Here is a 15,560-nt window from a genome sequence, read left to right as displayed (position 1 = left end):
AGGAACTGAACTATGTCCTGAAAGGCAGATCATGAGCGACGACACGAAATCCGCGAATGAAATGTGGGGTGGCCGCTTCTCGGCTGGTCCCGATGCGATCATGGAAGCGATCAACGCCTCAATTGGCTATGATCAACGCATGGCGCGACAGGACATCGAAGGCTCGCGTGCGCACGCCGCCATGCTGGCAGCAACAGGTGTGATCACCGAAGACGATGCTAAGGTCATTCGCGAAGGTCTTTTGACCGTGCTGGCCGAGATCGAGGGCGGAAAATTCGCTTTCTCAACCGCGCTGGAAGACATTCACATGAATGTGGAAGCGCGTTTGAAAGAGATCGTCGGCGAACCCGCTGGCCGTCTGCACACCGCACGGTCACGCAACGACCAAGTTGCCACTGATTTCAAACTTTGGGTCCGCGACCAAATGGATGCGGCGATTGATGGGCTTGAAGCCTTGATCCGCGCCCTTTTGGGTCAGGCCGAAGCAGGGGCAGACTGGGTGATGCCCGGCTTCACGCACCTGCAAACCGCTCAACCCGTCACGTGGGGCCATCACATGATGGCCTATGTCGAGATGTTTGGCCGTGACATGTCGCGCTTTCGCGACGCACGCGCACGGATGAATGAAAGCCCGCTGGGCGCAGCTGCGCTAGCCGGCACGTCCTTCCCAATTGATCGTCACATGACCGCCGAAGCATTGGGCTTTGATCGCCCCGCTGCGAATTCTCTGGACGCTGTGGCAGATCGTGATTTCGCACTGGAATTCCTATCATCTGCCACCATCTGCGCCATGCACTTGTCGCGCTTTGCAGAAGAGCTGGTGATCTGGTCGTCCGCTCAGTTCCGCTTCGTGCGCATGTCGGACAAATGGTCGACCGGGTCGTCGATCATGCCACAAAAACGCAACCCGGATGCGGCCGAGCTGATCCGCGCCAAGATCGGACGGATAATGGGCGCTAATATTGGTCTGATGACCGTGATGAAGGGCCTTCCGCTGACCTATTCCAAGGACATGCAGGAAGACAAAGAGCAGGTTTTTGACGCCGCCGACAATCTGATGCTGGCGCTGGCTGCCATGTCAGGCATGGTGTCAGATATGACCGCGAATACTGAAAGCCTTGAGGCTGCGGCTTCGTCCGGGTTCTCGACCGCAACTGATCTGGCCGACTGGTGTGTGCGCGCGCTGAACATGCCGTTCCGTGACGCACATCATGTAACCGGGTCACTGGTTGCGATGGCCGAAAAACGCGGCTGCGACCTGCCCGACCTATCGCTTGAGGATATGCAGTCCGTAAACGCGCAGATCACCGACGAAGTCTTTGGTGTCTTGGGCGTTCACAACTCGGTTGCCTCGCGCACAAGCTATGGCGGCACCGCCCCATCCGAAGTACGCAAACAAATCGCACGTTGGAAAGAGGTGCTGGCATGATCCGCGCCCTTCTGATCACAGCGCTTCTGGGTCTCGCGGCCTGTGGGGCCGATGGCGAACCTATTCGTCCCGGCTCGCCCGAAGACACAAGCGCGCAGTAACGCTTAAGCACAAAACTTCAAAACGCCGGTCACAACGACCGGCGTTTCTTGTTTCCAACATGGGCCGAGGGTTGAGCGTCGGACGCAGTTCCGCTAGGGCAGTCAGAAAGCGCAGACAGACGAGGCCCAAAATGGACCATTTCCTTTACCGCGATGGCGTGTTGCACGCCGAAGATGTGTCGATTGAAGAGATCGCTGCCGATGTTGGCACACCGTTCTACGTCTATTCGGCGGCCACGCTGAAACGGCATATTGGCCTTTTCAACGAAGCGCTGGGCTGGGCTGATCACCTTGTCTGCTTTGCGGTTAAATCCAATTCCAACCTCGCCGTTCTGAAGCTGCTGGGTGAAATGGGCGCGGGCATGGATGTTGTGTCTGGCGGCGAATACCGCCGCGCGATTGCCGCCGGTGTGCCGGGCGAACGCATTGTCTTTTCCGGCGTCGGCAAGACCCGCGACGAAATGCGTCTGGCTCTGACGGGCGGCATCCGCCAGTTCAATCTGGAAAGTGAACCCGAAATGCGGGTGCTGTCCGAGGTCGCCACGGAACTGGGCGTCGAAGCCCCCGTGACCGTGCGTGTGAACCCTGATGTGGATGCCAAGACCCACGCCAAGATCTCAACCGGGAAGTCGGACAACAAGTTCGGCATCCCTATTGCCCGTGCGCGCGAAGTCTATGCCGAGATTGCCACCCTGCCCGGCCTGAAAGCTGTGGGGATCGACGTGCATATCGGCTCGCAATTGACCGAACTTCAGCCCTTCCGCGAGGCTTACGAGAAAGTCGCCGAACTGACCGAAGCCTTGCGCGAAGACGGTCACGAGATCACCCGACTTGATCTGGGCGGCGGTCTGGGCATTCCTTATGAGCGTTCCAACGACGCGCCACCCCTGCCGATTGAATATGGGCAGATGGTGAAGGAAACCGTAGGCCATCTGGGGTGCGAGATCGAGATTGAACCGGGCCGTCTGGTGTCGGGCAACGCAGGGATCATGGTCACCTCTGTCATCTATGTGAAAGAGGGCGAAGGGCAGGATTTCCTGATCGTGGATGCTGCGATGAACGACCTTGTGCGTCCCGCCATGTACGAAGCACATCACGACATCATCCCGGTCATTGAAAATGCCCCCGGCGAGGAAAAGTCGCGCTATGACATCGTCGGCCCGATCTGCGAAACCGGTGACACCTTCGCAAAAGGGCGCGATCTGGACAGCTTGAAACCCGATGATCTGATCGCCTTCCGATCGGCAGGGGCCTATGGCGCTGTGATGGCATCGGAATACAACTCGCGCCCCCTGATCCCTGAAGTGCTGGTGATGGATGATCAATATGCCGTCATCCGCGCACGTCCCACCTATGAAGAGATGCTAGGACGCGATACCATCCCCGCATGGCTGTGATCTTCCCACGGGTCCGGTGACCCGGCCCAACATACCTGACGGGGCGCGAAAGCGCCTTGCTAAGCCCTTGGCGCTGACAAGGGGCGGGATGATTCTGGAACGGCTCTGGCAAGCTGGCTGGCCCTTGGCAACAGTATTGCTTGCAGGTGTGGCAGTTGCAGGGTTCGGCGGGCTTCAAGGGATTGTACCCCGTGTTCTTCTGACGATTGCAGCGCTGATTTGCTTAGTCATTGCCGCACGGCGGTTTGATTGGCCGCAAACAGATCAGGCCCTACGTCGGCTTGATGACAGTCTGCCCGGCCACCCCATTTCCGCTATAAGCGATGATCAGGCAACTGGGCTGGATGATCCAGCCTCGTCCGAACTGTGGCAGGCTCATCAAAACCGAATGCTAAGGCGTTTGGAAAAGGTCGATGCTGTGGCGCCGAACCTTCGCGTAGCCCAGAAAGATCCATACGCCCTGCGGCTGATCGCCATAACAGCGGCCGTGATGGCGCTGGGATTTGGGTCTTGGCGCACCATCTCACCCCTTGGGGCTGGCGAGGCAACGGCCGCAATCGCGGCTGCCAGCTGGGAAGGCTGGATCGAGCCGCCTTCTTACACGGGTCAACCAAACCTGTACTTGGGTGACCAGCCGGATGGACTACTGTCTGTACCCAAGGACAGTCGCCTGACCCTTCGGCGATATGGCGATCTGCAAGCGCTGACGTTTGATGGCTCAATTCTGGGCGCTCAACCGGGTGATAGCCCAAGTGTCAGTCAACAGATTGAAACAAGTGGGTCCTTATCCATCGCCGGACCAAATCCGCGCAGCTGGTCGATCACGGCGATCGAGGATGCCCCCCCAGAGATTCGCACGAATGGGCCGCTGACCCGACAGCTTAGCGGAGAGTTCACTCTCGGCTTCATTGCCACCGATGACTATGGCTTGACCAACGGCGAAGTCGTCATGCAACTGGCGTTGGATCAGGTTCTCCGCGAACACGGACTGACTATCGCGCCAGAGCCGCGTGGCGACCTGACCGTGGACCTGCCCCTTCCTTATCGCGGGGCACGCACAATGGTCGAAGGAAACCTGCAAGAAACTCTTGTGGAACATCCGTTTGCGGGCCTGCCCATCATCCTGACATTGCAGGCACAAGATGGCGCTGGTCAGATCGGTGAAAGCGCCCCCTTTCATATGATCCTACCTGCGCGCCGCTTCCTTAACCCCGTTGCAAAAGCGCTGATCGAACAAAGGCGCGACTTACTATGGAACCGCGCCAATGCGCGCCGTGTCGCGCAAGTTTTGCGCGCAACACTTTTCTATCCAGAAGACTTGTCCCTGCCTGAAGGGATTTACCTGCAACTGCGTGGTGTGATCCGGCGGATCGAAGCGGGGGTCGCTTTTTCTGAGGTCTCGGACGGGATGCCAAGTGATTTGCGTGACGAGGTTGCACAGGTTCTTTGGGACGTTTCTGTAGAATTAGAAGACGGCCAACTGGACGATGCAAGGGACCGCATGCGCGAGGCACAACGCAGGCTGGAACAGGCCGTGCAGGATGGGGCCACGCCAGAAGAGCTGGCAGAACTGATGGAGGAGTTCCGCGAGGCAACGCGTGATTATCTGGATCAACTGGCCCAGCAGCAACCCCGCGAAGACGACCCAAACGCCCCGCAAAATGAAAACGTGATTGAGCTGAGCCAATCTGATCTGGACGAAATGATGGACCGGATTGAAGAGCTGATGCGCGAAGGGCGTCAGGATGAAGCGATGCAGATGCTCGATCAGATGCGGCAGATGATGGAAAACATGCAAATGGCGCAGGGCGGTGAAGGCCAGCAACCCGGTGACCAAGCGCGTGAAGAACTGCGCGAAACCATGCGTCAGCAACAAGGGCTTTCGGATCAGGCTTTTCGTGACCTGCAAGAGCAAGGTCAAGGCTCACAAGCCGGCGAGTCCCAAGAAAACGAAGGGCGCGATGGCGGTCAGGGTCGGGGGCAAAGCCATGATGGTACTGGCGGTGAACAGGGTAACTCTGGCGACGGCGGGGCACAGGATGATCCCTCTAGGCAACAGGGTGGCGATTTGGCTGGCCAACAGCGTGCATTGCAAAATCAGCTTGATGCCCAAAGGCGTAATTTGCCTGGTGCAGGCGATCCGTCCGGTCAAGCCGCACGCGACGCATTGGACGAGGCTGGGCGCGCCATGGGGCAAGCTGCAGATGCGCTGGAAGAAGGCGACGTTCCCGAAGCCCTAAACCAGCAAGCCGACGCAATGGAAGCTATGCGTGAAGGGCTGCGCCGCTTTGACGAAGCCATGACCAACGAACAAGCGCGTCAAGAGGGTGAACAAGGTGGCAATCCCGGTGAAAGCCAGAACGCAGGCAATCAAGATCCCTTGGGACGCAACCAATCGGGCGGGCGCGGCGCAAACGCCTCCGATAATCCGCTGGGTGACACAGAAGAAACTTATCGACGCGCCGAAGAACTTATGCAGGAACTACGCCGCCGGTCGGGCGAGTTTGACAGGCCGGAATTGGAGCGTGATTATCTGGAACGGCTGTTGGATCAGTTCTGATCCATGCGAGATGCCCTATGGCTACATCCGCTTGCGTGCAGCCAGTGCCGCGGAAATCGTGCCTTCGTCCAGATAATCCAGCTCGCCCCCAATTGGCACGCCTTGTGCCAGTGAGGATACCAGACACCTGTCTTCAAGTTCTTCTGCGATGTAATGCGCCGTGGTTTGTCCATCTACGGTAGCGTTCAGCGCTAAGATCACCTCGGTAACCTCTTCATCCACAACACGTTGGATCAGGCGCGGAATGCCAAGGTCTTCTGGCCCAACCGCATCCAGCGCGGACAGGGTGCCCCCCAGAACATGGTAACGCCCCTTGAAAAGACCGGCACGTTCCATCGCCCAAAGATCAGCCACATCCTCGACCACGCAAATCTCACCCACTGCGCGTTTTTCCGAGGTGCAAATATCACAGCGATCTGCGGTCGAGACATTGCCGCAAATCACGCATTCACGCGCAGTTTCAGCCACAGCCTGCATTGCGTCTGCCAAAGGCGTAAGGACAAGCGCCCGCTTTCGGATCAGGTAAAGCACAGCCCGACGCGCGGACCGAGGCCCCAGCCCCGGCATTTTCGCCATAAGCTCGATCAGGTTCTCGATGTCACGCGGGGCTTCACTCATCAGGGATCAGAACGGCAGGTTCATGTCTTTGGGCAAACCCAATTCTTCGGTCAGACGGGACATTTCACTTTCCGAACGGGCTTGCGCTTTGGATTGTGCATCTTTGATCGCCGCAAGGATTAGGTCTTCCACCACTTCTTTTTCATCCGGATTGAAAATGGTCGGGTCGATATCAAGGCTTGTCAGAACGCCTTTGGCGGTGGCGGTCGCTTTGACCAGACCTGCGCCGCTTTCGCCGACCACGGTCATGGTCTCGAGGCTTTCTTGCATCTCGGCCATTTTGGTCTGCATTTCCTGCGCTTTTTTCATCATCCCGGCCATGTCGCCAAGACCACCCAAACCCTTGAACATCTGATGCTCCTACTGTTTCAACTTGGGAATTAGATACGGGCGCATGCCGCGCGATACAAGATGCGGGTTAGTCTTCTTCGAACGGGTCCCATTCATCTTCGACCTCGGCAAGGCCCGCTTCTGCAGCTTCCTGCACCATATCCTCGGCCGATCGGATTTCAGTAATTTGCGCCTTTGGGAAGGTCGCAATTACGGCCTGCACCAGCGGGTGGGCGCGAGCCTCTTCCTCCAGCGCCAGCTTTTCGCCATCGCGGATTTCGGTGATGGTCGCGGCCTCACAGCCATTGACCAGTGTCACGCCCCAACGCACGCCGGTCCAACCATGCAAGCGCTGCGCCAGGCGGGCCGCCAAATCCTGCGGCGCAGAATCAGACGGGGTGAATTCGATCCGACCCGGTTGATACGACGCCAAACGAACGCCGCCTTCGACGTCGACCAACATCTTCACATCGCGGTTGGTGCGGATCAGCTCCACTACATCTTCAAACCGTGCATAGCGCGCCAACGAAGGTTCGGATTCCGTCGCGACGGCTAAAGCGGTGGCTCCGCCGGTTGGTCCTGACGGCATTGATTGCGTAGACACGGCGGAAGCACCCGTTGTGGCGCCGCCCCCAGCGGGCATCCCACCTCCGCCGCCCGGACCAGATGGGCCCGCAGGCGGAACAGGAGTGTCCTTCAGTTTGCGCACCAGCTCTTCGGGCGAAGGCAAGTCCGCCACATGTGTCAGGCGAATGACTGCCATCTCGGCCGCCATCATCGCGTTGGGCGCACGGCCCACTTCCTCGATCGAGGTCAGCAACATCTGCCACATCCGCGCCAGCACCCGCATTGGCAAAGCTTGCGCCATTTGCTGCCCGCGCGTGCGTTCGTCAGGCGAAACCGTTGGGTCTTCCACCGCCTCGGGCGTGATTTTGATGACGCTGACCCAGTGCGATACCTCGGCCAGATCACGCAATACCGCCATTGGGTCGGCACCATCAGCGTATTGCGCGCCAAGTTCGGTCAACGCACCAGCCGCGTCACCCTTCAGGATCATGTCAAACAGGTCGAGCACCCGCCCCCGATCCGCCAGCCCCAACATGGCGCGGACTTGGTCGGCGGTGGTTTCTCCGGCCCCGTGGGAAATGGCCTGATCCAGCAGAGACTGCGCATCACGTGCTGATCCTTCAGCCGCCCGCGTGATCAACGCCAGCGCGTCATCCGCAATCTCGGCCCCTTCGGCATCGGCAATCCGGCGCAGCATGGCCAACATGTCTTCGGGTTCGATCCGACGCAGGTCAAAGCGCTGACAGCGCGACAGCACCGTGACCGGCACTTTGCGAATTTCGGTCGTCGCAAAGATGAACTTTACATGCGCGGGGGGTTCTTCCAGCGTCTTCAGCAGTGCATTGAACGCACTGGTCGACAGCATGTGAACCTCATCGATGATATAGATTTTGTAACGCGCCGAGGCCGCCCGGTAATGCACGCTTTCAATGATCTCGCGGATATCACCCACACCAGTGCGCGAAGCCGCGTCCATCTCCATCACATCTACATGGCGCCCTTCGGCAATGGCCACGCAATGTTCACATTCGCCACAAGGCTCGACCGTCGGACCGCCCTGCCCATCTTTTCCGATGCAGTTCATGCCCTTGGCGATAATGCGTGCAGTCGTCGTCTTCCCGACCCCGCGAATGCCCGTCATGACAAATGCTTGCGCAATCCGGTCAGCCTCAAACGCGTTTTTCAGCGTGCGCACCATAGCCTCTTGCCCCACCAGATCGGCGAAAGTCTCGGGGCGGTATTTACGTGCCAATACCTGATAGGCAGGCGCGTCGGTCTGGGTGTCGGTCATGGAAAGCCTTCGGGCCGGATTCGTGTCCGGGTCAGACTAAGGCGATGTCGGCGCGGCGTCTACCGAAAGCCAATTGGTTCGCGCTGTTAGTCGTGCTAGGCCATGCTTATGGAACCACTATTTCCCATCGCCTCGCTTAACGCTGGAAACGGAACACTGGGCATCTGCCCTTTGCCCGGTCGAACTGGCGACTATCGCGAGGACCTTGAAACGCTGATCCAATGGGCACCCGATATGGTCTTGTCCATGACGACGCAAAGCGAAATGGACAGCTATGGCGCGGGGCATATGAGCGAAGACCTACATTCCAGTGGCGTGATTTGGCATCACCTGCCGATCCGTGATTTCGGTGCACCATCCGACAAAATCGCTGCGATGTGGCCAGCCATTTCGAATGAGGCGCGTGAAATTTTGGATCGCGGCGGAAAGGTTCTGGCCCACTGCAAAGGCGGGTGCGGGCGGTCTGGCATGGCCCTGCTTAGACTATTGTGTGAACAGGGGGAGACCCCGGATCAAGCTTTGACCCGCTTGCGTGATGTGCGCCCTTGCGCGGTGGAAACCGACGCGCAAGAGCTGTGGGCAAGCACAGTCGAAGCCACGACCTCGCCATCGTAACGAAGTAGCTTAACGCCCTTTGCGTTTACCCGCCCCACGTACATGTGTGTTGACCATCTTCGAGAATTTCTTCTCGCGTGAACGAGACTGAGCAACGGTTTCCGTGTTCTTCGCTTCGCCACGCCGAAGTTTCATCCAGCGATCCAACCGCTCTAGGTCCAACGATCCCTCGGCGATTGCAGCCTGAACGGCGCAACCGGGTTCGGTCTCGTGCGCGCAGTCTGAAAAGCGGCATTGCGCTTCCAGCTCGGCCAAATCGTCAAACACGTTGTCGATCCCTTCGCGGGTATCCAACAAACGCAAAGCGCGCATGCCCGGCATGTCGATAATCCAACCGCCAGCAAGCATTGGCCGCATCGATCGCGCGGTGGTCATATGCCGTCCCTTCGCGTCATCCTCGCGAATGGCGCTGGTGGCTGCGTCGCCCCCGGTGAGCGCGTTTGTCAGAGTGGTTTTCCCCACGCCTGACGACCCGATAAAGGCGGCGGTCTGGGGTGATTTGCACCAAGCCGCGACGGATGCAGCATCCTCAGGATCACGCGAATTTACCGATATGATCGACAGCATCGGGTCCAACGCCTGTGCCTCACGCTCGTATTCGCTTGGATCATCGCAAAGATCCGCTTTGGTCAGCACAACAACCGGATAACATCCAGCCTCATGCGCAAGCGCCAAAAACCGCTCTAGGCGGGCGATATTGAAGTCATCATTGCACGATGTGACGATGAAAAGCGTGTCCACGTTTGCTGCAATCAACTGTACATGCGCATCAGTTCCTGCACCGCGCCGCTGCAAAATAGACTGACGGTCAAGAATATGCTGAATGCGCATTTCCGGATCTGCCAGCACCCAATCGCCCACGGCCAGTTCGCCAGCCGAGTACTTAGGTGTGGTAAGGGTAACGACACCTTTTTCGCCCAGCGCGGTCATCTGCGCACGGTGAATTTCGGTCAACCGGTAAGGGGTCAGGGTATCGGGATGTTCGGCACGTGCTTGTTCGAAGGATGTCGACCATCCAAGGTCTATGAGAGTCTTTGTCATTGGTCTGCCTGATTTAGCATAAAATCTCACCCGTCGCGCAGACGCGGCGTTGGGTGCATGGGGTCAGGCAGGGCCGGATCAATCCGACGGGCGACAACCTGCCTGCAAGGCGGTGACGACACTCATAAAATCCCTCCGTTCAAATGCGTGGCCAATTGTTGGAAGGGCCGCGCGGGCTTGGTCCGACATTTTGAAACAGCGTTTCATGTGCCGGGTAAACTTTGATCCCTTGCGGGGAAAGGTTGTTTCCCCTGTCGGGTATTTCAAATCCATCGGGTTTGAAATCTGGTGAGAGGCTGAACACGACCCAAACGGGACTCGTTGTGGCTGCTTCCTTCCGGATCTGACCAGATTGGCGAGGCGCCTGCCCGCGCCAACCTCTCGACCCTCATATATGAGCCTGTGCGCGTGGATGCAAGCCTTACAGCGCAAGCTCGTAACAAGCGAAACCGCGGGCGTCTTTCGCCTCAAGTTCAGTTACCTTGAGCCAAGGATAGGTAACAGCGGCGCTCGCCCCATGGGGCGACGAGCGGAACCATATTGAGGCATCTTTCACCGGCGAAAAGCGCCAACTTGGATCGGAATCAACGTCGATCCGGTTCTGTTGCGCGACATAATCCGACAGAAGTTCGCGAATTTCGACTGGGACGACAGGCAGGATGTCTTCCGCATTTGGTATCGGATAATTTCCACCCCCCAGCACGCGGTAATCCGAGGTTGCCAGCAAAAACTTCTGATCGTCTTGCACTGCATGCCCATTGAAGCACAGGGACTGAATTCGGCCGCTTCCCGAACCAGTATGCACTCCGGCGGGGGAGAAGCGCGAAGGTTGGGTCAGATCAACTTCGTAGGTCAGCCCCAGAACGCTTTCATGAATATATCCCGGCACACCATCGTCTTTCAGCTGTATGGCACGCTGACCAGGCAGAACCTGATTAAAAATACTACATGACCGCTCTAACCAATTTCGCAGAAATGCCCCTGTGACTTTGACTAAGGCAAAGCTATTTGGAAACAAATACAGGTCCGCCAAAGATCGCTGTGTCATGCGCCCCGCGGGCAATGAGGTATAGTAGTCAGGCCCACCAAACCCCCCGGATTTGAACGCAGCACCTGCTGCCAGAACGGGAAGATTCTCTAACCCCAATGCCTTTTGACAATTGCGCGCATGATCCATCATGGCCAACTGAACCAAACGGGTTGCACTATCTGCACCAACCAGCGTAAAGAAATTATCCAGCGGCTTTGTGGTCTCACCCACACCTGCCTGCATGGCGGCGCGTGTCGCGTCATGGAGATCAGCGAATAGCGATTCCAGAGTCCCGGTCCGAGCTTTCGACGTTACCTGGGCGTCACGCGCAGATTGCTCCTCAACAGCTTTCAGACTGGCGGCTTTACTGCATACGTTCCAGCGCCCGTCGCCGAACTCGACCCCAAGGTCCACGATGCCCAAATGAGATCCCCAAAATCCAGGCATCACGGTTGGCACACCGTTCAGCAGCCCAGAGCTGTTGCCATCAGTTTCTGGGTGCGGTTTTTCGCCATCTTCGACAGGAAACACCTGATGCGTGTGGCCACCAATAATAGCGTCAATGCCGGGCACCCGTGACAGGGGCCGCAACACGTTCTCCATTCCCGGAACATGTGCGTCGGAACCCAACCCGCTATGCGCCAAAGCGATGATCACATCCGCCCCAAGCATCTTCATTTCGGGAATGTGGCGCTGTGCCGTTTCAACGATGTCGGCGGTTTGAATTTTGGCTTGCTGCAAAGAGTTCGGCGGTAAAAAACCAATCACCCCGATGCAAAGATCGTGCGTGGCACCAATCTCATCCATGACCTGACGTCGTAGCAACGTGTAAGGCTTGATCGTGGAATCGCTTCGGATTCTCGTGGATTCTGGCGTTTGCAGACAGAACCGGAAAGCTTGCGTTTCGTACCGCGTTGATGACTGCTTCGCGCCCGCGATCAAAGTCATGATTTCCCAAATTCACCGCATCATATTTTAAGTGATTCATTGCACGGATCATCGGATGAAAACTGGTTTCATTTTCAATACAAGGCGCAATGCCTTCACCCAAAGCCGATCCGTAAAGTGAATCCCCGTTGTCCAACAAGATCACATTAGTCGCTTCAGCCCGGGCGGCTTCAATCAACTTTTCCGTCCGCGCCAGACCCCATCCACCTGCCTTACGGTCGGAGTGGTAGTCATATGGCAGGATATTCATATGCAAATCGGTTGTTGCCAATATGCGCAAGTTCACCCGAGAGGTTTGCCCCCCCACAGGCTCCTGAACAAAGTGCCTCATTAAATTACTTTCCCCTTATACCAATCCTCACCCCCAACAGCCCCTTTTGGTGGTGATTGACCTTTGAACTCTTCCTATCGTTGTAAAATGTCAATTTAGTGGCGAATCTGTATCCAAACTGGACAGCGCGGCTCTCTCTGATAGCGTGCCGGCAGAGCATCAAAACAGGATCCCACCCAATGAAAATAGCCGAACAGGTCACGTTTGCTGCGGGCCAACTGAACCGGGATGCGGAAATCCGTTCTGATCTAGAGCAGCTGCACCAGCTGGCGCAGGCATCAAAGCTTTTGCCGCTTTGGCGTGGGAAGCCCTTGATGCGGCCTGACGCACATGGTTGGGTCTTGGCGTTTTTGCAGCAAGCCGAGTTGCCTGATGAATTTCAAGCTGCCCCACTAACATATCTGGGTCGTCTAAATGACGAGCCCATTTTCGCACTGGATGTTTCTAATTGGGATCAGAAGTGGCGACTTGCCAGATGCAACTCAGTTTGTAGATCAAAGCATCCAGCACCATCCAGCGTTCCCGTCAGACATGGGATTTGGCGAACTGCGCGCGATCATGGCAGGGTTAAGCCCCGACGATGCCGAAATAGCCGCAACAGCTCGGTCCATTCTTGAATGGCATCGTATTCATAGATTTTGCGCCAATTGTGGAGAAGAAACCGTTGCGACGATGGGGGGATGGCAACGCGATTGCGCGGCCTGCGGCCGATCCCATTTTCCGCGCACGGATCCCGTTGTCATTATGCTGATCACACATGGAAACTCGGTTCTGGTCGGGCGCGGCGTTGGCTGGCCAGAAGATATGTATTCACTGCTTGCCGGCTTTCTGGAGCCGGGCGAAACCATTGAAGCCGCCACCCGCCGCGAGGTTTTTGAAGAGTCTGGTGTACAGGTCGGACCCGTTGGATATCTGGCTTCTCAGCCTTGGCCCTACCCTTCGTCGCTGATGGTGGGCACTTGGGGGCAGGCTACATCGACCGAAATCACGCTGGATCCGAACGAACTTGCTGACGCGCGATGGATCACGCGTGAAGACATGCTGGATATATTCGCGGGCCGCAATCCGGACATCAAGCCAGCCAGAAAAGGGGCTATTGCCCAATTTCTGTTGGAAAACTGGCTTGCAGATCGACTGGACTAGCTTCATTTTGCAAACGAGGCGAACGGCAGGAGCGATCGATGAAGATCAAAACCCATGAAGATATCGAAGCGACCATTGATCAGGTGTTCGAAGCCGTGACCGATTTCGAAAGCTTTGAACTCGCTGCCTTGCGTCGCGGTGCTGAAGTGCAACGGACCGACGCTGTGCCCCAGCCGGGGCAAGGAATGGGCTGGCAGGCCAAATTCATCTACCGCAATCGCGAACGCTTGGCCGATATCACCGTGGACGAATTTGACCGCCCCAATCACCTGCGTGTCTGGGCGAAAGTTGCAGGCCTTAACGTCGATGTCGATGTCGAGTTGTTGTCACTATCGAGAAACCGCACGCGCATGACTATCAGTGTCGAAATGCGCCCAAAAACGATCCCGGCGCGATTGCTCATCCAGTCGCTGAAGCTTGCACGCAGTACGATGCTGCGCAGATTCCGCAAGCGCATTTCCGAGTTTGCGACAACAATCGAAGAGCGCCATCGCACTTGATCCATTGCACCGTTTCGCAGATCAGTCGCGGGCTGGATCGCGCGGGTAGACACCCAAAATCTCCAAAGTCGATGTGAAATAGGCCAGCTCTTCAAGCGCTAGCTGAACGTCCTGATCGTCAGGATGACCATCGATATCGGCATAAAAGCGCGTGGCGTTGAACGAGCCATCCACCATGTAGCTTTCCAGCTTGGTCATGTTCACACCGTTTGTCGCAAATCCACCCATCGCTTTGTAAAGCGCTGCGGGAATATTTCGGACTTCAAACACAAAGGTGGTGATCATCCCGTGGTCGCCACGTCGCTCAAGATTGGGCTCACGTCCCATAATCACAAAACGCGTGGTATTGTGGCCGTGGTCCTCAACATCTTCGGCCAACAGGTTCAGCCCATAAATCTCGGCCGCTAGCGCGGATGCCAACACACCTTCGCCAGTCACTTTCGACTTTGCCAGATTCGCGGCCGCCCCTGCACTGTCAGCGGCACCAACACCGCGCATACCGTGAAGTTTCAAGAAATTTGCAGATTGGGGCAGCAGCACCGGATGGGCGCGCACCAATTTGATATCTTCAATCGCAACTCCGGGCAGACCCATCAGGCTGATGCGCACCCGCACGAAGGCTTCGTCCAGTATGTGCAGTCCGCTTTCGGGCAGCAGACGGTGAATATCCGCAACACGGCCATAAGTCGTGTTTTCAATGGGCAACATGGCCTGTTCAGCCTTACCCGAACGCACCGCGGCGATGACCTCGTCAAAAGATTCGCAGGGCATAGCTTCCATATGCGGTCTGGCTGCCTGACAAGCCTCGTGCGAATAGGCACCTGGCTCTCCTTGAAAGGCGATTCGACTGGTCATTTTGCGGACCCTCCCTGCAGGTTAGCGTTAAAGGACGATTAGTCGCGCGTCATATCGCTTGAAAACATACAAGGGAAGCGGCTAGAAGGCTTCTGACTTTGGATGAGACGGAACGCGACATGTTCGACACAATGACAGTTACTAAAGCGAGCGGTGCCGTGATTGGCACGCTCTTGGTTCTTTTGCTGGGCAGCTGGGCCGCCAGTGCCCTGTTTGACACCAGCGGCGGGGGACATGGCGCAGGCCATGGCGACGATGCACATGCAGCCGCCACAGGTTATGTCATCGCCACCGAAAGCGATGATCACGCAGCGGAAGAAGCGGAAGAAGCCGTTCCCTTTGCTGATATGGTTGCTGCAGCCGACGTAGACAAAGGCGCGAAAGTTTGGGGCAAGTGTAAAGCCTGTCACAAATTGGAAGATGGCGCCAACGGAACCGGCCCGCACCTGTACGGTCTGGTTGACCGCCCGATCGCCAGCATTGATGGCTTCGGATACTCGGACGTTCTTGCCGGCATGAGCGCCGACGCTTGGACCATCGACACGCTGAACGAATGGCTGGCCAACCCGAAAGCCTTCGCACCAGGCAACAAAATGACCTTCTCGGGTCTGAAGAAAGATAAAGATCGCGCCAACTTGATCGCGTATCTTGCAACCATCGGCGGCTAATCGCCTCGATTGCAATTCTTAGAAAGGCCGCCCCACACCGGGCGGCCTTTTTCTATTTTGCAGACGGAAAACGTGAAAACAGGCAGCGAACGGGCGTTTAACACCTCGTTCACCAATTCGCGCCTTGAATGTTACT

13 protein-coding genes, 1 other RNA gene and 1 pseudogene are annotated in these 15,560 nt (G+C 57.1%); 7 read left to right on the top strand and 8 right to left on the bottom strand.

Going from position 1 to position 15,560, the window contains the following annotated elements:
- Positions 1 to 31 precede the first annotated feature (31 nt).
- From argH to AC0L6A_RS03295, 3 genes are all read left to right on the top strand, one after another.
- Positions 32 to 1,429, top strand: coding sequence for an argininosuccinate lyase (argH, locus tag AC0L6A_RS03305; protein ID WP_473292187.1), 1,398 nt, complete (start codon positions 32 to 34; stop codon positions 1,427 to 1,429).
- A 232-nt stretch (positions 1,430 to 1,661) separates the two neighbouring features.
- Positions 1,662 to 2,927, top strand: a complete 1,266-nt coding sequence (lysA, locus tag AC0L6A_RS03300; protein ID WP_473292185.1) for a diaminopimelate decarboxylase — start codon at positions 1,662 to 1,664, stop codon at positions 2,925 to 2,927.
- A 16-nt stretch (positions 2,928 to 2,943) separates the two neighbouring features.
- On the top strand, positions 2,944 to 5,487 hold the full coding sequence (locus tag AC0L6A_RS03295; RefSeq protein WP_473292183.1) for a TIGR02302 family protein: 2,544 nt from the start codon (positions 2,944 to 2,946) through the stop codon (positions 5,485 to 5,487).
- 21 nt (positions 5,488 to 5,508) lie between these two features.
- On the opposite strand, the gene recR is transcribed toward AC0L6A_RS03295, so the two are convergent.
- From recR to AC0L6A_RS03280, 3 genes are all read right to left on the bottom strand, one after another.
- The gene (gene recR, locus AC0L6A_RS03290) at positions 5,509 to 6,105 is read right to left on the bottom strand and encodes a recombination mediator RecR (protein ID WP_473292182.1); all 597 of its coding nucleotides are present in this window, start codon (positions 6,103 to 6,105) and stop codon (positions 5,509 to 5,511) included.
- Positions 6,106 to 6,111: 6 nt separating this feature from the next.
- Positions 6,112 to 6,456, bottom strand: coding sequence for a YbaB/EbfC family nucleoid-associated protein (locus AC0L6A_RS03285; RefSeq protein ID WP_246928790.1), 345 nt, complete (start codon positions 6,454 to 6,456; stop codon positions 6,112 to 6,114).
- A 67-nt stretch (positions 6,457 to 6,523) separates the two neighbouring features.
- Complete coding sequence (locus AC0L6A_RS03280) at positions 6,524 to 8,293, bottom strand: DNA polymerase III subunit gamma/tau (RefSeq protein ID WP_473292180.1); 1,770 nt, start codon at positions 8,291 to 8,293, stop codon at positions 6,524 to 6,526.
- Positions 8,294 to 8,401: 108 nt separating this feature from the next.
- Here AC0L6A_RS03280 and AC0L6A_RS03275 point away from each other — a divergent pair, with 108 nt between their 5' ends.
- Positions 8,402 to 8,908 carry a phosphatase domain-containing putative toxin gene (locus AC0L6A_RS03275; protein WP_473292179.1) on the top strand — a complete coding sequence of 169 codons (507 nt, stop codon included), beginning with the start codon at positions 8,402 to 8,404 and terminating at the stop codon, positions 8,906 to 8,908.
- Between the two features lie 9 nt (positions 8,909 to 8,917).
- Here the strand turns inward: AC0L6A_RS03275 and rsgA are convergent, their stop codons facing one another.
- From rsgA to AC0L6A_RS03255, 4 genes are all read right to left on the bottom strand, one after another.
- Complete coding sequence (gene rsgA, locus AC0L6A_RS03270) at positions 8,918 to 9,949, bottom strand: ribosome small subunit-dependent GTPase A (RefSeq protein WP_473292177.1); 1,032 nt, start codon at positions 9,947 to 9,949, stop codon at positions 8,918 to 8,920.
- A gap of 286 nt (positions 9,950 to 10,235) precedes the next feature.
- Positions 10,236 to 10,333: signal recognition particle sRNA small type (gene ffs / locus AC0L6A_RS03265), an RNA gene on the bottom strand.
- A 37-nt stretch (positions 10,334 to 10,370) separates the two neighbouring features.
- Positions 10,371 to 11,786, bottom strand: a complete 1,416-nt coding sequence (locus AC0L6A_RS03260; protein WP_473292175.1) for a 5'-nucleotidase C-terminal domain-containing protein — start codon at positions 11,784 to 11,786, stop codon at positions 10,371 to 10,373.
- Positions 11,779 to 12,258, bottom strand: a complete 480-nt coding sequence (locus tag AC0L6A_RS03255) for a metallophosphoesterase (RefSeq protein ID WP_473292173.1) — start codon at positions 12,256 to 12,258, stop codon at positions 11,779 to 11,781. Before AC0L6A_RS03255 ends, AC0L6A_RS03260 begins: the two co-directional genes overlap by 8 nt.
- Before the next feature lie 179 nt (positions 12,259 to 12,437).
- Between AC0L6A_RS03255 and nudC the strand changes: the two are divergent.
- Both nudC and AC0L6A_RS03245 read left to right on the top strand, forming a co-directional pair.
- Positions 12,438 to 13,401, top strand: a pseudogene (gene nudC / locus AC0L6A_RS03250) (NAD(+) diphosphatase).
- A gap of 38 nt (positions 13,402 to 13,439) precedes the next feature.
- Entirely contained in the window at positions 13,440 to 13,901 is a 462-nt protein-coding gene (locus AC0L6A_RS03245; protein WP_473292172.1) for an SRPBCC family protein, read from the top strand.
- A gap of 21 nt (positions 13,902 to 13,922) precedes the next feature.
- Here the strand turns inward: AC0L6A_RS03245 and AC0L6A_RS03240 are convergent, their stop codons facing one another.
- On the bottom strand, positions 13,923 to 14,756 hold the full coding sequence (locus AC0L6A_RS03240; RefSeq protein WP_473292171.1) for a prephenate dehydratase: 834 nt from the start codon (positions 14,754 to 14,756) through the stop codon (positions 13,923 to 13,925).
- A gap of 119 nt (positions 14,757 to 14,875) precedes the next feature.
- On the opposite strand from AC0L6A_RS03240, the gene AC0L6A_RS03235 reads away from it, so the two are divergent.
- Positions 14,876 to 15,424 carry a c-type cytochrome gene (locus AC0L6A_RS03235; protein ID WP_473292169.1) on the top strand — a complete coding sequence of 183 codons (549 nt, stop codon included), beginning with the start codon at positions 14,876 to 14,878 and terminating at the stop codon, positions 15,422 to 15,424.
- Positions 15,425 to 15,560 lie beyond the last annotated feature (136 nt).

The organism is Aliiroseovarius sp. D2-2, from assembly GCF_055809455.1.
Note: the sequence above shows the minus strand (reverse complement) of the source record. Positions and strands in the feature narration are given on the sequence as shown.